A 17,192-nucleotide genomic window follows, 5' to 3' on the forward strand; every position below is an offset into this window, starting at 1 on the left:
GGTTTTCAGGCGGCCATGGTCGCCTTGTCGATGGCGTTGCCGAGCTTCTCGACCAACTCATCGATCTGCGCATCCTCGATGATGAATGGCGGCGCGAGCAGCACGTGGTCACCCTTGCGCCCGTCGATGGTGCCGCCCATCGGGTAGCAGATCAGCCCGTTCTCGAAGGCGGTCGCCTTGATCGTCTTGTTGATGCCGCGTGCCGGATCGAACGGGGCCTTCGTCTCCCGGTCCTCGACCAGCTCAAGCCCTTGGAACAGCCCGCGCCCGCGAATGTCGCCGACATGCGGGTGCTGGCCGAAGCGTTCCGTCAACGCGGCGCGCAGCTTCTCGCCGCGCTCCATCACGCCGGCGGCCACTCCATCGTCGATCAGCCTATCAAGCACGGCCTTTGCGCCCGCGCAGGCCGCCGGATGGCCCATGTAGGTGTGTCCGTGCTGGAAGAAGCCGCTGCCGTTCTCGATCGTCTCATAGATCGACTGGCTGCACAGCATCGCGCCGACGGGCTGGTAGCCCGCACCAAGCCCCTTGGCGATGGCCATGATGTCTGGTGCTACACCGTCCTGCTCGCAGGCAAAGAGCGTGCCGGTGCGGCCCATGCCGCACATCACCTCGTCGAGGATCAGCAGCACGCCGTGGGCATCGCAGATTTCGCGGATGCGCCGGAAATATCCTTCCACGGCGGGGACCGCCCCTGCTGTCGCGCCGACGACAGGCTCGGCGATGAAGGCGAGCACTTTGTCCGGTCCGATCTTGCGGATCTGCGCGTCCAGCTCGTTGGCCGCGCGCAATCCGTAATCCGCGTCGCTCTCGCTGTCATGCTTCTCGCGGTAGGCGTAGCACGGAGAGATGTGGGTGGTTTCGATCATCATCGGCGCGAAGGGTTCGCGCCGCCACATGTTGCCACCGGCGGCCAGCGCGCCGAGCGTGTTGCCGTGGTAGCTCTGGCGACGCGCGATGATGTGCGTGCGGCTCGCCTGGCCCGCCTCGATGGCATACTGGCGCGCCAGCTTGATGGCCGCTTCCATCGCCTCCGAACCCCCTGACAGGAGGTAGACGCGCTCGATGCCATCGGGCGCATGCGCGATCAGCTTGTCGGCCAGCCCTTCGGCGGCATCGGAGGTGAAGAAGCCGGTATGCGCGAAGGCCAGCTTGTCCATCTGCGCCTTGATGGCTTCCGTCACCTTGGGGTCGGAATGCCCGAGGCAGGAAACCGCCGCCCCGCCGGAGCCATCCAGGTAGCGCTTGCCGTTTGTGTCGACGATGTAGCAGCCGTCGCCGCGCTCGGCCGTCGGCAGCTTTGACTTGGTGTGGCGTCCGAAAATGTGTCCGGTCATGGCGCTCGTCCCCGCAAGGTCGCCTGCGTGCGTGGTTGCAGGCTTTTCCTCGCAAGGTTAGGCGATCTGACGCGTTCGTCCAGCGACATTGGCGTGCAGGGCGTGCGACCAGTTTGCAATTTTATCGAAAGGCCCGGTCTGTTAGAACGCAGCCCTTGGCTGGCATAGGCCCCGTAGCTCAGCAGGATAGAGCATCAGATTCCTAATCTGAGGGTCACAGGTTCAAATCCTGTCGGGGTCACCAGCAATTCCAACAATTTTTTTGGATTGCGTTCTGCGAAATCAATGCACATGTCCGGCTAATGTCCGGCAGTCTCCGCGTCATTTGTGGAGCCGATTTGCGGCCAGTGCCTCGATGGTAGCAAGTGCGATTTTGAGGTCGTCGGCTCGCAACTGGGACAGTTTGCCTACTGCGCTAGCTAACGTGTCATCAGCGTCAGCTTCCCGCCCAATGTCCGACAGATCGTTAAACAACTCGCTCGTTGGCATATCGAGCGCTGCGGCGATCCGTTCCAGCGTTTCAACTGATGGCCAATTCTCACCGCGTTCGATGAGGCTGATAGCATCGACGGATCGATTGATCCGCGCCGCTAGCTCCTCTTGGGAATTAGAGCGCGCTTTTCTTAGGGTGCGGATGCGATGGCCGAGTGCCTTCTTGATGTCCATGACCCGGATCATCTGTCCGAGCGGAGCCAGAGAAAACCGATCCAAAATCCGAATTAACGGCTATACTAAGACTTTTGATACGGGTAACGTTCACTTGTAACGACTTTGAGCCCGAGTGTCCTAAGATTGAACCCGGGTGCAATCAGGTGTTCGGGAGATATGCAGATGCACGGGGCAGACGATTACCAAACGGAAGAAAAAGCGATCCGCCAGCGAGGGCGGCGTTGGTTCGCAATCGCCCTGATCTTTTGTCTCGCGATCTACAACCTCCCTGCATTCGTAGGATTGTGGTTCGAAGGCGATCACACCGGAAAGACACAACTAGTTGCAGTTGGAGCTGCCCAAGCGGCCTACGACCCGAAGGGCGCTAGCGAAGCAACTGGCGAGACAATCGAGGCGCTCAACGCAGGCGACCGGGAGTACGTCAAATTTGCTGCCATCGCGACCAATGCGATGCACTGGTGCGGCTTCTCCGGGCACACCGTGCCAAGCGATACCGTCCAAGCGATTGGCGTGAACAGGTTCGACTTCAAGCTTCAGGTCCGCGCACTGCACTCGGAATTCGTCAAGACCATCGAGCAGATCTACGACTGGGAGACGTTCTGCGGAACGGACATCTTCATGCTGTTCGGCCCGGATGGACATTATTTTGTTGAAGGTGGCAGGTTCGCGGGTCGTGACCCGTGGGTTTTTCCGCTCACGCTCAAACCGGGAATGTCGGAAGCCAAACTCAAAGCAGAAGTTGAACTGACGGTTGCCTACTACGGGGCTGCTCGCTGCGGAACCGAACTCGACTACGACAAGGAACAGGCATTCAAGGAGAAGCACGGTCTCGATCGGGAATGGTATGCCGCCCTTGATCAGGCCATTCCTCTGACGAACGAGGCATTTGCTCAACTGGGACCCGAGAGCGAGATGCAATGCGAGGCGTTCCTGAAAAACTACGACCATCTCGTCGCAGTCGGGCAGTAGGTAGCGACCCTTTTGCGGCCTAACCCATATCGATCCCAAAGCCATTTCCTGCAAGCCGCTGCGGAGGCCGCTGAAGCCAACTGGGCTGATCGCTACTACAACGGCTTCTCAAGCTCCGAACGGGCGCTGTCGAACGCCCCACAGCGCGTGGAGCGGTATCGAAAGGGCAACAACCCGACCGTCTGCTGCATAACGGGGTTTTCGCGGCCACACGACATCAGGGGCAATGGGTACATCTACACCCATCTCGAGGACTATCGCGATCCGTTGAACTGGTATCCCTTGTCCAAGCATGCCCATCGGCTCTTGCACCGAAGGTTTTTAGAGCCTGACGCTTGGCTTCGCTTTGCGGAAAAGCACCATCGGGAAGGGGCGTGGTTCACGATGCTTACGATGGACGTCCGCAAGATGTATCAGCCCTTCAAAGAGATATATCCGACTGGTTTGCCCCCACTGAGTTGATCGATGGGACCTACGCAGAAATTTTGCGTAGATGCGCGTACCGAAAGCCGAATAAACGCAATGAAATCAAAGCACGTTGCATCGCAATGCGTATTCGGAACGTGATTGAGCCTTTAAAGCGCGTTGCCTAAGCCATTTTCCTGTGAAAAACTGACGTAACGAAAAAACAGGATGGGTGGGAACGTGAAGCAATTGGCGATGGCAGTCGTTATTGCGCTGCCGATATTCGGTCATTCAGATATCCCCGAAATGAATCAAATCAGCGCTACTCAGTTTGAACATGGTGGCGGCTGTCGGAAGAATTCTCCTCCCGGTCGTTGCTGTCACGCTGGCTCAAAGCCGTATCATTGCCACTGAACTTGCGAAGATCGATGGCGGGTCAACGCTCGATATCGATCTGCCATCCCTGAGGCACATCAAGAATATGCATCAACTAGTTCGTTTCGCGATCGCAATTCTCGCGCTGGTGTTGGTCATGCCATCGACATCACTGAGCGCTGGCGAAGCCACCATTGTGGACGGTGATACGCTCGTTATGGATGACACAACGATCAGGCTGCACGGCATCGACACGCCAGAACATTCTCAAACTTGCGCTTCGGTCGATGGGGGAGAATGGCAATGCGGAAAACTCGCTACTCAGAAGCTGATAGCGCTCACGGAAGGGCAGACAGTAGTCTGTGATCACCGCGGTTTAGATGAGCACGGCAGAGTGATAGCAGTCTGCTCAGTCGGTGAAATTGAGTTGAACGCCGAGCTTGTCCGTTCTGGCTACGCTTGGGCCTTTCGAAAGTACTCTGGTGATTACGTTGGTCTCGAGGCTGAGGCAAAATCAGCAGCGATTGGGATTTGGCAGGCCCCGACGCAAACTGCGGCAGCGTTTCGAAAAGATCGCTGGGCAGTTGAAAAACAGGTATCGCCGGAGGGTTGTCCAATCAAAGGCAACATCTCGGGAAATGGCCGGATCTATCACACGCCTTGGTCTCGCGACTATCACCGCACACGGATCTCCGAAGAGCGCGGTGAACGGTGGTTCTGCAGTGAAGAGGAAGCGTTGAAAGCGGGATGGCGCGCCCCGCGATGGGGAAGCTAACCCAACACGATAAGAGGGAGGGTGGCTAGGTCTCTCACTTGGTCCATGGCATGTGAACAACCTTGCAAAATTAGCGGCATACGACGACTGTACGCACGTGCGGCTTGGTTGCTGGTTGAGACTACAGCGTCATCGTCATCTCCGTTACGTGCGCTTCAGCGATCAGAGCCCTCGTCAAGTCCGGAATGCTAGGGCTCCGATCTGATGCTAACTCTCTGAGAAATCAAATTGTTTGACCCATGGAGAATGCATTTGTCAGAGATTGAGTGGACAGACACGACTTGGAACCCAGTCGCAGGGTGTACAGCGGCATCTAGCGGATGCACGAACTGTTACGCCATGCATATGGCTCTTCGGTTGGAAGCTATGGGAATGGAGAAGTATCAAGGGCTTGCCCGGCGCTCAGGTAAAAGAACCGTTTGGACAGGCGCGATCAATCTGGATGAAGAGTCTCTGGCGGCGCCGCTGCAATGGCGAAAACCCAGAAAAATTTTCGTTAATTCAATGAGTGATCTATTTCACGAGAAAGTGCCATTTACATTTGTCAAAAGAGTTTGGCAAACGATGGAAAAAACACCGCATCATCAGTATCAGATTTTAACAAAGCGACCTGAGCGCATGCTTGACTTTGTGAGAAACCATGTCGACGTGGTGCTTCCAAATGTTTGGCTGGGGACTAGTGTGGAGGGTAAAGAAACAGTTGCAAGAATTGATATCATTTCGGCCACCCCCGCAGTTATCCGCTTTGTTTCCTTCGAGCCGTTAATCGCGCCAGTCGGAGAGGTGGATCTAAGCAACATTCATTGGGCGATAGTTGGAGGCGAAAGTGGACCGCAGGCGCGGCCTATCAAAGAGCACTGGATTGAAGAAATACATTCGTTGTGCGTACGTCATGGAACGGCATTTTTCTTTAAGCAGTGGGGTACGTGGGGGAAAGATAACAAAAAACGCTCGAAGAAAGCTAATGGAAGGCTATTTCGAGGCAAGATATGGGAAGAAATGCCTATAACTTCAGTGTCTCCATAGGATTAATAGGGCCACTATCCGGATGGTAACAAAGCAATATGACTGGAAGAACGGTGCTATAATTGGTCCTCATTCCAAGATCAAGCTTGAAATTATCAGAGAGTATATTTACGAATACGTTCAAGTCAGGTGCAGTCTCCCTCAGCAAGAGAAGTTTCGGCTGTCCTTTGTGGATGGATTTAGCGGAGCTGGCTCATATGAATGCGGTACGCTTGGTTCTCCGCTAGTGACACTGCAAGCGCTTAAAGCAGTAAGCGCAGAGGTAAATCTAAGGCGAAAAATCGAAGGTTTTAGGCCGATTTCCTTCGAATTCTATATGTATTTCAACGATGGATGCCCTGATGCAATACACGCCCTAAAAAGCCGTGTTGAAGCGTTTTTGCGCGAGCACAAAGAGGAAAAGGGCGGCGCACAGTTCTGGGTGAAATACTGCGAAGGAGACTTCGGTAGAAATCTTCCAATGATTGCCCAATTGATTTCGGCTTCAAAGGTTCGAAACACCCTCTTTAACCTCGATCAATATGGTCACGCAAGTGTGTCTGAACAGCATCTGCGAACGGCCCTCTCGCTGACGCGATCCTCCGAAGTGTTCTTAACATTCTCAATTGCGTCGTTTTTGGCCTTCATTAGCCCTACGAGAAGGCAAAATAAGCGGATATTCGATGGTCGGATCTCAGATATCTCACTGCACAAACACAAGAAAGAATGGCTGGCGGCAGTAGAGCTGGTCGTTTTTGAGGAATTTCAAGCCCTAGCGAACTTTGTAAGTCCGTTCTCGATCAACAACCAAAATGGGTGGGAGTACTGGCTTGTGCATTTCGCGAATTCGTTCCGGGCGAGGCAGGTTTATAACGATATTCTTCATCGAAAAAAGAACTCCCAAGCCCATGTAGGTAGGTCGGGTTTGCAGATGTTGAGGTATAATTCTGTCGAGGATGCTACGCTGTACCTGTTCGATGCAAATTCACGACGGGGCGCGAGGGACGAGTTGTTGGTTGACATACCTAAATTTCTCAAAGATTGCACTCCGGAGGCCTCACTGTCGGTCGCGAGTTTTTTTGATCGAACATACAATCAAACGCCTGCCCACTCGGATGACTTTAACAGCGCTCTACTGAAGTCACCGGAAATAGAAGTTGTGACCGCAACGGGCGGGAGAAGGCGGAAACCGCAAATGATCCGGCGGACAGACACAATACGTCTGACACCACAAAGGTCTTTTCACTTCGGCTGATCCGAGGCGCCGAGAAACCGAACAATTGGAGGAAGCCGTGGATTGGAAAAAACTTATGTCCTCGACCCGCCGTAAGGACATGGGCGGCAAAAGAGGACAGCCGCTGAACGCAGGTGGTGATCGAACGGAAATTGAACGTGACTATGATCGAGTTCTTTTTAGCACCCCCGTTCGTCGATTAGCAGACAAAACCCAAGTATTCCCATTGGAGAAAAACGACAGCGTTAGAACGCGTCTTACGCATTCCCATGAGGTATCAAATATAGCGCGTAGTATAGGTGTCGCGCTCGCGCATCGGTCAGGGTCGAAATTTAATTCGAGTGATTATCATCGTGATCTACCATCAATTCTCGCGGCGGTAGGACTGGCGCATGATATAGGCAACCCACCATTCGGTCATCAAGGTGAGTTTGCAATTGGGGATTGGTTCAAGAAAAACGAAAAAGAAGTATTTGGGTTTCTCAATGAAAAGAAATCGGGCATTGAGCGCAAAGTAAAGAAACGGATGCGTCTCGATTTTCAGCGGTTCGAGGGTAATGCGCAAGCGCTTCGTGTTCTTACAAAACTGCAGATAATGAATGATAATTTTGGGCTCAATCTTACGTGCGGCTCGCTGGCAGCTCTTATGAAGTATCCGGTGACTTCGGATAAGCAGGACAGTTCAAATATAGCAACTAAGAAATTTGGGTGCTTCCATTCAGAAATAGATGTGGTGGAAGACGTTTGGCAGGAAACTGGGCTCGAAGAGGGGCTTCGTCATCCTTTGACGTTCTTGATGGAGGCAAGCGATGATATTGCATACTCTGTTTTGGACGTAGAAGACGCGGTTAAGAAGGGGCTTGTTTCCTACAGAGATTTGATCAGCTATTTGGAGACTGGCGCGGATGGGGAACGTGAAACCGATGCTGCAATTGTCGATGTTTGTGAGCGGTCAGACTTGCAGCATAAAATGCATAAGGATGCGAGGCTATCGCCGAACGAAGTGAACGATCTTTCAACCCAGATGTTTCGCGTGTTTGCTATTGGAACGATGATTACTGCAGTCATCGAGGCCTTCTTAGCGAAGCAATCAGATATTGAGAGCGGCACTTTGAATGATGATCTTCTTTCAGTCTCGGATGCAGCGTTGCTTTGCAAGAAACTGAAAGAGTTTGCGTTCATAAATGCCTACAAGCATCGAAGTATCCTCGAGCTAGAACTGGTGGGGCACAAGGTGATCCACTCAATCATGGACATGCTTTGGCCGGCCATCGTTGGGCGTGGTGACCCTCAGGTGGATGTCAAAGGGCATGTCGGAACCCCCTTTGAAAAGTATGCCTACGGACGCATTTCGGAGAATTACCGGCGAGTTTTCGAAAGTCCGAACGAGAACCTGCCGCTGGGGTATCGCCGCTGTCAATTGCTCGCAGACATGATCTCTGGCATGACAGATGGCTTCGCAGTAAGCTTTGAACGGGAACTGAGAGAGCTTCGCTGCTGAGGAGAGAAATGAAACCGGCACTGCACCATGAAGCCGCGACGAAGCGTATACGGCGCTTCTTTGATGAGCCGATGGCTGAACGTAGTGCTGTTGCGAGGTTTATTGACGAAGTATCTGATTGTGCAGACGTTTTTGTCTTTGGTGGAGCGCTAAGGGACATCTCCCTTTTTGGTTCGCCGGGCTTTTCGAGCGATGTAGATACCGTGGTGCAGGTCCACGATGCGGAAGCCCTAGTTGGCCTCATGGGCCGTTACCAAGCAGTGCGGAATAGGTTTGGTGGGCACCGTGTTCGTTTCGGACGTTGGAACTTCGATGTGTGGGAGGTCTCGCGAACTTGGGCCTTTGCTGAGGGTGTCGTCGAAGCTCACAGCCCATTATCCCTTCTTGAAACGACGTTCTTCAATTGGGATGCAATTCTTTACGATTGGCGCTCTGGTTCGCTTCATCACGGCGAAAATTATTTTCCCGATCTTTCTAACAAGTATTTGGAACTCGTGCTGCAGGATAACCCGAACGCTGTTGGAGCATTAGTTCGCTCACTCCGTACAATTTGCTCGTCTGATGAAATTCAGACCGGGCCAAGGCTTTCTGCATTCGTTGTAGGGGGGCTTGAGGACATCTCCAATGAGGAGATCTTATCCCACGAAGCATCTAGCTTCTTACGCAGGAGGCTGTCCCAACCGTTGCTGGCAGGCATGAGAGCCAGAGCTTTGGAGTGGGACCAGAGCAGTCCATTTCAGTGGCTGCCTAAGCGGCAGTTATCTCTATTTGATAACTTCGTCAGCTAGCATGCTTTTGGAGAAAGCGTTTCTCGATGGCGATCTGCTTGTACATCTTGAGCTCTAGGTTGCCGAATGTGAGCAGCTCATAAGAGTTTGAACTAGCAGTCAAAACTGACCACAGTTGCAAGCTCAGTCGCATCGAATTCGTCGGCCTCTGGACTTATTTCACGCGCGGCGAAAGTTCGGAATGGCGGGCCACTCTGCAGCATTTCGGCTGGTCAATGACCGGCCAGATTGGACCGCATGTTGCCCGAGTTTGGCCGATAGGAAGTCTCGGTCTTGCTTCCCAATGGGTCCGGGTCGTGCGGGACACTTAATGCAGATTTCCGATCGTCTCACATGAATGGGTATTGCATATTGAGACACAATTCCCAGTTCTTCCTTGAGCCTATCGAGACGGAGTGGGGATATGATCGTTGGTTATGCGCGAACATCAACTGTTGAGCAGCGTGCGGGCTATGAAGCTCAAAAGCGAGATTTAGAGGCCGCTGGTGCAAAGCGGATCTTTTCGGAACAGGTCTCATCAATCGCTGAGAGGATACAACTTGAGGCAGCGTTGGACTTCGTTCGTGAAGGCGATACGCTTTTGATCACCAAGTTGGACCGTCTAGCCCGATCGACCATCGGATTTTTAAAATTGATGGATCGTCTGGAGAAGAACGGTGTTGGTTTGCGAATTCTCGACTTCGGCGGCAGCCAAGTAGATACACAATCACCTAGTGGAAGGCTGATGCTGACTATGTTCGCCGCTATGGGGGAGTGGGAACGCAGCTTGATGTTGGAACGTCAGCGAGAAGGGATTGCCAAAGCGAAATTGGAAGGAAAGTACAAGGGGCGGAAGCCTACTGCTCGTGCGAGATCGTCCGAGGTCTGTCAACTGAAGTCAGAAGGCATGAGCGCTACCAAGATCGCTGAGAGGCTGTCGATTGGCCGAGCCAGTGTGTACAGGATACTCGCGGATAATCAGATTTAAATGCTCTCCATTCCCAATCTCGCTCAGACGGTGTGATCGGCGTAGTTCGCTTGGAGGTATGATTGTTAGTTGACGCAACGGTTCGATGCATCGAAACTTTGCAATAGTGGCAAATGGGGTTGGGGATTGCACATGCGAACAGTTGCGTTTTTGTTTTTTTTGACAGTTTTTGTTCCGACGGAACTCCGAGCACAGTGGGTATACCAGAAGCAAGAAAGCGCGTTTGGAAGTGATAGCGTCCATCTTGCGTTAGCCGCCGGTAGAGGGGGATATGCGCTGGGTATCCGATGCACTGGTGGCGATAGTCAGATTATCTACATAACCCCGGAGAAAATGGGTGACGACGCCGTCAGTCTGATCAACAGTTCTGGGGCAAAGCTCCTACTTCGGGTTGACGAGGAAGCCGTGGTCGAATTGGATCCCGTTGCAAGCCTATCCGATGGCGAAGCCCTATACGCAGCTGATTTATCTATCGAGGTCGCCCAATCGATTATCGATGCGCGAAAGCGTGTCGCAGTGGCCGTCAGTTGGTTGTCTAACAATTTCCATGAGAACAGTTTCACTGTCCGGGGTTCAACCAAAGCAGTTGGAAAAATCCTAGAAAACTGCCAGTGAGGTATCAGTCTCGTACTGAATTCGTGGCTACATCGAGTGTTGCGAACCCGGTCGGCTAGATATCTTCAACGTCAACTGGGGCAGAGTATCTTCTGTTCCGTGAACAGCGCTTTACGGTCTGAAGTGCCTGCCGCACGACTGTTCTGATGCGACGTCCTCCAAGCTCGATTTCCGCACTTACAGCCGCAGAGATAATCAATTCCGCATGTGCTCGCCAACTCACCAGATTATGGCTGTTCAGTTGCCGGTGAATTGTCTCTCGAAGTAGCGGGACATCCACCGATCCATTTCGTGCATCGGTTTCGGCCGCGAGACAAATGCTCTCGTAGAATTTGCGATGGTTTCTTGCCGTTAGGTCGATCCAGCACTTTCGATGCCCGGCTTGAGAAATGGCACGAAGCCGGTATCCGAGGTAGTCAAATCCTTTAGCAGCAGTAGTCTGTCGATAAACTAGGAGGAAGGATCCAGCGGCGTGGTTCCAGAGGAACCTTTGCAGGAAATTGTGCAACGTACCGGCGTCACTTGCTGATGTAGATAGAGACAGATAGTTGTCCGCATAGCAGCACGCTATCGCTTCCGACCAGCCGATCTTTACGGCTGAACCAAGAAGGTATCTTTCCACTGAAGGTGACGCGGCCGATCCCTGCGGCAAACCGCTTTCGAGCCTTCCTCCACGGGCGTAGTTTCCATTACTGGTACCACTGTTATTGTTATTGGGAGGACGTCGATAACCGAGTTGCGGTATCTGTCTCCGATTTCTCAATCGCTGTCGGTTTCTCGGCCGATCAGTGATGATTTCGCGCGTGACTTTTCGTGGTAATGGCAAAAGATCTGGTAACGTTTGGCTGTCGAAAGTTGGGTAGCAATCTTTGATATCTGCCACGACGATATGGTCGAAGCCGCATTCGATGAGGTTGGCTACATGGCTGATGGCATAGGTTCTGCCTTTACCTTTCACGTCGCATCGGGTCGTTGGGTTTTGATCAGTGGCCTCCAGTGCGCGCGCGAAAAGATACTGCAGGGCACGATTACGTAGATCGTAACTGTAGATGAGGCGGTAGCCCCCGTTCGACTTGTGTTTCACGTGGTAGCGAACGACTTCGTTGGTACCAAGCCAAGGGCTGATTTCGCTGGCTATCTGATTAATCCGATCTTCGCTCAACTCCATTGAAATTTTTTTGCTCGCTTTATGGATGGCCGCCACCCGCGCAGCATGCGAGTGAAGGTACAGTCTTACAGACTGGCGCGCTTTCTCGATCGACCCGCTGGCGCTGTATTGGCGAATTCGGCGCACGAGTTTTTGTTCGCGCTTTTGAGCCGATTTGAGAGTGATCATTTTTGCACCGGGGTTCACGCTAAGGAGAGCTCAGTAAGTCTGCTCTTGATGGAGTAGCCATTTTGAAATGGACCGCTCGCGATAGAAGACCTTCCTGCCGATCTTGATCCGGTTGGGCCCGGTGCGCATGCGTGCCCAACGGCTCAGTGTCCGTTGTGATATGCCTAGTCGGGCAGCCAATTCTCGAGCAGTGATCAGCTCACTCGCATCGAACTTGTCCGTCATGAGATGCCATCCAGCGTCTGTGGTGAACGTTGACTGACAAGCTACGGGTGCGACGGACTGCTCAGATACGAATTAAACCCAGCTATTTAATTGCGCACTCGTTGTCGTTGCCTGTCTTGCCATGCGCGTCTGCCGGTGATGTCTCTTGGGTAATTCCCCCCATTGATCCGTACCGCGTAAATTTCTTCCACCACCCTTCGCAGTCGCGGAGTGTCCCGTACTCCGCTGTCTGGCAATTCCTCATCGCTGAAGTCAGTACGTAAAGGGTTCGGGTTGGGGTGCTGATCGTTTTCCAATTTCCAAAGCCGTTGTGCGGAGCGCAGGAAATTATCTGGGTTGCTTTCGTCAAAAAGTTCGAGCTGCTTCATCGCTCTGTGAAATGCCGATCGAAATGACAACGGCTTTGAGTTGGGAGCAGCAGGGCGTTCAAATGGATGTACGCCGTCATGGATGAGCATTTGCCGGATTACCTCATCAAGGACCCTCTGAAGGGGGTCGTGCCTGTTTTGAAGTCTCCGGCGCTTGGTTTCCTCGTAGTAGTCAAAGCACGCTGCTATCGCCCACTCGGGGGGGCTGTTAGGTGAGTATCCGATAGCGAGCGCGACGTCAGAAATGTCGTACTCGTTGTGCTCCTCATAGCGCCTCTGTGCCGAACGCAATCGCGCTACCACTTCATCTTCTCTTGGTGGCCGTCCCGGTCGTCGGGTCATTTCGATGTCAATTTCTTTGATACGACTTCTGTGGCTGATCGAAGCGGATCGTCGAAGAGATGCGCATACCTCGCTGTAGTCGATGGTTGGGTATGCCCTAGAAGACGACCTATAACGGTGAGTGAATGGTTCTCTGATGCTAGGATCGACGCGAACGAGTGCCGGAGATCATGGAGCCGCACGTCGTTTATGTCGGCATCTTTGCGAACTGCGGACCAAGTTCGTTTGATGTCCTGTAGCGGTCTCTTGCCATCACGACTAAAGATGAATTTGCATTTGCTCGTGCTCTTGAGGTCCTCCAACAAAGCGACTGCGGCTGCTGAAAGCGGCACTCTATGTGGGCGCTTCTGCTTTGTGTGAGAACTCGGCTTGGTCCACGTCTCCTCGTCAAAATCGATCTGGTCCCATGTGGCGCTTAGCGCCTCACCCTTCCGACACCCTGTCAGCAACAAGAAACGAATAACCGCGCATGAGATTTGCTCCCGATGAGCTTGGAGGGCGTCCAATAGACGATCGATTTCTCTGGGCGATAGGTAGCGTTCCCGAGGCTCTTCAGGATTTAGCGCTACACCTATTGCGGGATTTGCCTCTACCCACTCCCAGCGAATTGCGAGGTTAAATGCTCTGCGCAAGGAGGCGATAATTCGGTTCGCTCGCACCGGATACTTAGTGGTGATGTTGCGATGCAATTTGTCGATATCGGAGTGACTAATTTGGGAGAGGCGCCGCGTGCCTAATTTCGGGAGAACCCAAGTGTCCCACATAGAGATCTCGTCGGCCTGAGAGCGCTTGGCTTTTGCGAGCAGCGCTTCGTCTCTGTAGCGCTCCCACAATTGATCCACCGTACGCGCGTCTCGTAGTGCCTTTTTTTCCTCTGCTGGATCGACACCGGCATCGGCCATACGACGCCATTCTGCAGCCTGCTTCCGAGCCGCTGCGACTGACCAAGCTGGATAGTGCCCGATGGTCCGTCGGCGTTCCCTTCCATTCACATGATAGTTTAGGATGAAGCTCTTTTTTCCGGTCGCTGTGATGCGAATTCCAAACCCAGTCACTTGAGTGTCGTAGACGATCTGCTGATTGCGTTGCGGATGGGGTTCTAGATCTCGAACTTGTTTGTCAGAAAGCGGCTTCCGCTGTGAGAGCTGAGTCATTTGTGTCCGTCAGGTGTCCGGCAATTCTGGGGTACTAATGACTATAGCTGTCTGTTGGTGGCGCGCAACGTCCTGATACCGCATTATCACAAATGGCTGAAATGAATGCATAATTTCTGAAAGTCACGATATTGAAGGATGTTATGCAAAATTAGTGGATCAAGTTTCCTAATCTGAGGGTCACAGGTTCGAATCCTGTCGGGGTCACCAGTCGTTTGATGTTTGTATCGCGGGGCGGAGCACCTCTCAGACAAGCCGCTCCATGCACGGCGAGCATCCGTAGTTCTGGAGATGTTTCCGCTAGAAATGCGCCGCCGTGGCGAAGCCGGATGCAATGCCGATTTCCCTGAATGACAGGTCGATCTGCCGCAGCATTAAAGCGAGATCGATCAACTGAACCTGTTGCTGGTCCATTGGGTCTCAGGTTGGCAACCGGCGTGTCAGCCCCGGCAGCATCTCGAATTCTGGCGCTTTGCGCATCGCGCGCCGCGCATTGCGCCCACCGCTACGTCTGTCGCTGATGGCAATTGTTCCCTCAGGCATTGGCCTGAGGGAACTGTCGCAGATCGGTGCGGAATGCTTCTGCAAAAGGCGACAGGAAACGACCGATTGCGACGAGGGCCACCGAGGTTCCGCGTTCAGGCAGTCCACCCGCGAGAGTGGTGTCTTGCCGCCCATCATGCCGCATCTGGAAGTCAATTCGAATTTATAACTTGACTAAAAAAGTCAAGATTGTGTTTAACACCGCTGTCAGTTGAGCCGTACCGCTTCGGCGGGAGCCAGGGTAAGAGGCAGCGCAAAGATGAGAAACACGATCTTCACAGCGGCAATGTTTGCGCTCGCCGTCATGGCAGGCGGCACGGCCTTTGCCGAGACTGAACGCTACGCGCACGGCTTCTCGCCACTCGGATCACTTGCCTATGGCGAGGGCTTCTCGCATTTCGCCTATGTCAATCCGCAGGCTCCAATGGGCGGGACGCTGCGGGTCGGGCGCACCGCGCGTTTCGACAGCACCAACACATTGCATTATCCCGGCGCGACACCGACGGACCTGAGGCTGATCTACGAAAGCCTCGTGGAACGCGCCGCCGACGAGCCGGCCTCCTTCTACGGCCTGCTCGCCGAGGGCATCCGCGTTGCCGAAGACCTGTCCTCGGTGACATTTCGCATCAACGCGGATGCGCGCTGGCATGACGGCGAGCCGGTGACTGCGGGCGACGTGGTCTTCACCTTCGAGACGTTGAAGGCGCAGGGCGCGCCGTTCTACCGGCAGGCGTTTCGAAGCATCTCTGCGACCGCGGAAAACGACCACACGGTCCGGTTCGACAATGCACGGCCCGGCGACCGTGATTTCGTGAAGACCGTTGGCGCGTTCCCGGTCCATCCCGAACATCTGTGGTCGGGCGAGGCGGGCACGGACGTAAGTTCGCAGACGCCGGTGGGCAGCGGTCCGTACCGCGTTGCAAGCCTCGAGATCGGCAAGCAACTGGTCCTCGAGCGCGTTGTCGATCAATGGGCGCGCGATATGCCGGTGAACCGGGGCCGGTGGAACTTCGAGCGGATCGAGGTCCGCTACTATCTCGACGACTCGGTTGCGCTGCAGGCCTTCATGAAGGGCGATCTCGACGTCCGCGAAGAAACCAGCGCGCGCAACTGGAGCAGTGCCTATGCGAATGCGGCGGTCGAGAATGGCGACATCAAGCTATCCAGCTTCGATGCGGTCGGTTCGGGCCGTATCCAGAACCTTGTATTCAACCTGCGCCGCCAGGCATTTCAGGATCGCCGGGTGCGGCAGGCGCTGGCCATCGCGTTTGATGCCGAATGGGTTCGCGACAACCTGTTCTCGGGCCTCTACCAGGTGCCGGTGAGCCTCTATGGCGACAGCGAACTGTCAGCTAAAGGCGCGGCGGATGTGACCGTTCGCGACCTGCTCACGCCGCACCGCGCGAACCTGCCGGACGGAATCTTCGGCGCGGATATCCTCCAGCCCGCGACATTCGCAGACCGGCGCGCCCGCAACGCGGAGGCTGACAGGCTTCTGCGCGAGGCGGGATTCATCGTGCGCGATGGCCGCCGCATCGATCCTTCGACCGGCAAGCCGTTCCAGATCGAGGTGGTGACCCCGAACCCGCAGGCCGGGCGCGTGCTGTCGCCCTATGCCGAGGCGCTGGAGAGGATCGGGATCGAGTTGATCGTGCGCTCGCTTGAGCCTGTCACCGCACAGCGGCGGATGCTCGACCACGACTACGACATGACGGTTTTGGGATGGACGCCGTCGCCCATGCCGGGGCGCGCGGAAAACCTTCTCTGGCACAGTGCGCTGGCAGATCAGCCGGGCAGCTACGCACTGGCCGGCACGAAGGACCCGGCGCTGGACGCGGCAATCGAGGCGATGGGAAATGCGCGTTCGATGGACGCACTGTTGCCGGCGGCACGCGCCTTCGACCGGGTTATGCGGGCCCAGCAGTATGTTGTCCCGCTCTGGCGCGAGCAGGCAACGTGGATTGCGCATGTCCGCGCGCTCGCTTACCCCGACGCCAGTGTCGAGCCTTCGGTTCTCGATCGCTGGTGGTTCGAGGACCGGCGGACGAACTGAAGGCCACGAGCCGGTCACGTTTCACCGGCAGTGACGAGAGGCTAGGGTTGGGGACGGCGCGAACGAAAATGAGGAGCAGGGCGGGATGACGATCGTGAAGACATGTCTGGGCACGGTGCTGGCGGCATCGCTGGCCATTTCGGCGAGCATTGTCGGCGCGCAGGCTCAGGAGGCCGGGCGCATCGGCATCGAGTTGAACCAGTCGCAGCAGAACGAGGACGCCTGCCGCCTGAGCTTCCTGATGACCAACGAGACGGGCACCGACCTTGAAGCGCTGACCATGCAGGTCGTGATCTTTGGCACCGACGAACGTATCCGGCAGGTGGTTTCGCTGTCGGCCGGCGCGATGCCCGACAAGAAGCTGCGGGTGCGCCAGTTCGACCTGCCGCAGACCCAGTGCGGCGAGATCGGCCGCATCCTCCTGAACGAGTATTCCGCCTGCAAGGGCGCCGGGGCAGACATCAACCCGGCGAGCTGCCTTGCGGCAACCGAAGTGTCGAGCCGCACCGAAATCGAGCTGGTTCTCTAGCC

General features: G+C 54.8%; 16 protein-coding genes and 1 tRNA gene. 11 read left to right on the top strand and 6 right to left on the bottom strand.

Translation table 11 applies throughout. From position 1 onward, the window contains the following. Window positions 1-5 precede the first annotated feature (5 nt). Window positions 6-1,337 (bottom strand): aspartate aminotransferase family protein, encoded by a 1,332-nt coding sequence (locus tag ACKTEK_RS05725; RefSeq protein ID WP_409164280.1) that lies wholly within the window; start codon window positions 1,335-1,337, stop codon window positions 6-8. A gap of 167 nt (window positions 1,338-1,504) precedes the next feature. Here ACKTEK_RS05725 and ACKTEK_RS05730 point away from each other — a divergent pair. Continuing rightward, window positions 1,505-1,581, top strand: a tRNA-Arg gene (locus tag ACKTEK_RS05730). Between the two features lie 77 nt (window positions 1,582-1,658). Here the strand turns inward: ACKTEK_RS05730 and ACKTEK_RS05735 are convergent. Then, window positions 1,659-2,003: a helix-turn-helix domain-containing protein gene (locus tag ACKTEK_RS05735; RefSeq protein ID WP_409164281.1), complete on the bottom strand. Its 345-nt coding sequence runs from the start codon at window positions 2,001-2,003 to the stop codon at window positions 1,659-1,661. Between the two features lie 165 nt (window positions 2,004-2,168). Here ACKTEK_RS05735 and ACKTEK_RS05740 point away from each other — a divergent pair, with 165 nt between their 5' ends. The 8 genes from ACKTEK_RS05740 (at window position 2,169) to ACKTEK_RS05775 (ending at window position 10,640) form a co-directional block, all read left to right on the top strand. Beyond that, window positions 2,169-2,975 (top strand): hypothetical protein, encoded by an 807-nt coding sequence (locus ACKTEK_RS05740; RefSeq protein ID WP_409164282.1) that lies wholly within the window; start codon window positions 2,169-2,171, stop codon window positions 2,973-2,975. Window positions 2,976-3,717: 742 nt separating this feature from the next. Continuing rightward, window positions 3,718-4,530, top strand: a complete 813-nt coding sequence (locus ACKTEK_RS05745) for a thermonuclease family protein (RefSeq protein ID WP_409164892.1) — start codon at window positions 3,718-3,720, stop codon at window positions 4,528-4,530. Between the two features lie 246 nt (window positions 4,531-4,776). Further along, window positions 4,777-5,556, top strand: coding sequence for a phage Gp37/Gp68 family protein (locus ACKTEK_RS05750; RefSeq protein WP_409164893.1), 780 nt, complete (start codon window positions 4,777-4,779; stop codon window positions 5,554-5,556). Between the two features lie 22 nt (window positions 5,557-5,578). Further along, window positions 5,579-6,790 (top strand): three-Cys-motif partner protein TcmP, encoded by a 1,212-nt coding sequence (locus ACKTEK_RS05755; RefSeq protein WP_409164283.1) that lies wholly within the window; start codon window positions 5,579-5,581, stop codon window positions 6,788-6,790. A gap of 37 nt (window positions 6,791-6,827) precedes the next feature. Continuing rightward, window positions 6,828-8,270 carry a dGTP triphosphohydrolase gene (gene dgt / locus ACKTEK_RS05760; protein ID WP_409164284.1) on the top strand — a complete coding sequence of 481 codons (1,443 nt, stop codon included), beginning with the start codon at window positions 6,828-6,830 and terminating at the stop codon, window positions 8,268-8,270. An 8-nt stretch (window positions 8,271-8,278) separates the two neighbouring features. After that, window positions 8,279-9,058: a hypothetical protein gene (locus ACKTEK_RS05765; protein ID WP_409164285.1), complete on the top strand. Its 780-nt coding sequence runs from the start codon at window positions 8,279-8,281 to the stop codon at window positions 9,056-9,058. A 403-nt stretch (window positions 9,059-9,461) separates the two neighbouring features. Next, window positions 9,462-10,025 carry a recombinase family protein gene (locus ACKTEK_RS05770; protein ID WP_409164286.1) on the top strand — a complete coding sequence of 188 codons (564 nt, stop codon included), beginning with the start codon at window positions 9,462-9,464 and terminating at the stop codon, window positions 10,023-10,025. 69 nt (window positions 10,026-10,094) lie between these two features. After that, window positions 10,095-10,640: a hypothetical protein gene (locus tag ACKTEK_RS05775; protein WP_409164287.1), complete on the top strand. Its 546-nt coding sequence runs from the start codon at window positions 10,095-10,097 to the stop codon at window positions 10,638-10,640. Window positions 10,641-10,695: 55 nt separating this feature from the next. Here ACKTEK_RS05775 and ACKTEK_RS05780 read toward each other — a convergent pair whose 3' ends face one another. From ACKTEK_RS05780 to ACKTEK_RS05795, 4 genes are all read right to left on the bottom strand, one after another. Further along, complete coding sequence (locus ACKTEK_RS05780; protein ID WP_409164288.1) at window positions 10,696-11,976, bottom strand: hypothetical protein; 1,281 nt, start codon at window positions 11,974-11,976, stop codon at window positions 10,696-10,698. A 30-nt stretch (window positions 11,977-12,006) separates the two neighbouring features. Further along, on the bottom strand, window positions 12,007-12,201 hold the full coding sequence (locus ACKTEK_RS05785) for a helix-turn-helix transcriptional regulator (RefSeq protein ID WP_409164289.1): 195 nt from the start codon (window positions 12,199-12,201) through the stop codon (window positions 12,007-12,009). Between the two features lie 86 nt (window positions 12,202-12,287). Then, entirely contained in the window at window positions 12,288-12,569 is a 282-nt protein-coding gene (locus tag ACKTEK_RS05790; RefSeq protein ID WP_409164290.1) for a hypothetical protein, read from the bottom strand. A gap of 338 nt (window positions 12,570-12,907) precedes the next feature. Beyond that, complete coding sequence (locus ACKTEK_RS05795; protein WP_409164291.1) at window positions 12,908-14,065, bottom strand: tyrosine-type recombinase/integrase; 1,158 nt, start codon at window positions 14,063-14,065, stop codon at window positions 12,908-12,910. Between the two features lie 802 nt (window positions 14,066-14,867). Here ACKTEK_RS05795 and ACKTEK_RS05800 point away from each other — a divergent pair. Both ACKTEK_RS05800 and ACKTEK_RS05805 read left to right on the top strand, forming a co-directional pair. Then, on the top strand, window positions 14,868-16,661 hold the full coding sequence (locus tag ACKTEK_RS05800; RefSeq protein WP_409164292.1) for an extracellular solute-binding protein: 1,794 nt from the start codon (window positions 14,868-14,870) through the stop codon (window positions 16,659-16,661). 85 nt (window positions 16,662-16,746) lie between these two features. Further along, window positions 16,747-17,190 carry a hypothetical protein gene (locus ACKTEK_RS05805; RefSeq protein ID WP_409164293.1) on the top strand — a complete coding sequence of 148 codons (444 nt, stop codon included), beginning with the start codon at window positions 16,747-16,749 and terminating at the stop codon, window positions 17,188-17,190. Window positions 17,191-17,192 lie beyond the last annotated feature (2 nt).

This window comes from Tepidamorphus sp. 3E244 (assembly GCF_046159835.1).
In the GTDB taxonomy this organism is placed as follows: domain Bacteria; phylum Pseudomonadota; class Alphaproteobacteria; order Rhizobiales; family Tepidamorphaceae; genus JACKJK01.

Coding starts and splice junctions, on each gene's coding strand:
- ACKTEK_RS05725 (WP_409164280.1), bottom strand. CDS start 1,337: ATGACCGGACACATTTTCGGACGCCACACCAAGTCAAAGCTGCCGACG.
- ACKTEK_RS05750 (WP_409164893.1), top strand. CDS start 4,777: ATGCATTTGTCAGAGATTGAGTGGACAGACACGACTTGGAACCCAGTC.
- ACKTEK_RS05740 (WP_409164282.1), top strand. CDS start 2,169: ATGCACGGGGCAGACGATTACCAAACGGAAGAAAAAGCGATCCGCCAG.
- ACKTEK_RS05745 (WP_409164892.1), top strand. CDS start 3,718: ATGGTGGCGGCTGTCGGAAGAATTCTCCTCCCGGTCGTTGCTGTCACG.
- ACKTEK_RS05805 (WP_409164293.1), top strand. CDS start 16,747: ATGACGATCGTGAAGACATGTCTGGGCACGGTGCTGGCGGCATCGCTG.
- ACKTEK_RS05780 (WP_409164288.1), bottom strand. CDS start 11,976: ATGATCACTCTCAAATCGGCTCAAAAGCGCGAACAAAAACTCGTGCGC.
- ACKTEK_RS05785 (WP_409164289.1), bottom strand. CDS start 12,201: ATGACGGACAAGTTCGATGCGAGTGAGCTGATCACTGCTCGAGAATTG.
- ACKTEK_RS05765 (WP_409164285.1), top strand. CDS start 8,279: ATGAAACCGGCACTGCACCATGAAGCCGCGACGAAGCGTATACGGCGC.
- ACKTEK_RS05800 (WP_409164292.1), top strand. CDS start 14,868: ATGAGAAACACGATCTTCACAGCGGCAATGTTTGCGCTCGCCGTCATG.
- ACKTEK_RS05755 (WP_409164283.1), top strand. CDS start 5,579: ATGGTAACAAAGCAATATGACTGGAAGAACGGTGCTATAATTGGTCCT.
- ACKTEK_RS05735 (WP_409164281.1), bottom strand. CDS start 2,003: ATGGACATCAAGAAGGCACTCGGCCATCGCATCCGCACCCTAAGAAAA.
- ACKTEK_RS05795 (WP_409164291.1), bottom strand. CDS start 14,065: ATGACTCAGCTCTCACAGCGGAAGCCGCTTTCTGACAAACAAGTTCGA.
- ACKTEK_RS05790 (WP_409164290.1), bottom strand. CDS start 12,569: ATGAAGCAGCTCGAACTTTTTGACGAAAGCAACCCAGATAATTTCCTG.
- ACKTEK_RS05770 (WP_409164286.1), top strand. CDS start 9,462: ATGATCGTTGGTTATGCGCGAACATCAACTGTTGAGCAGCGTGCGGGC.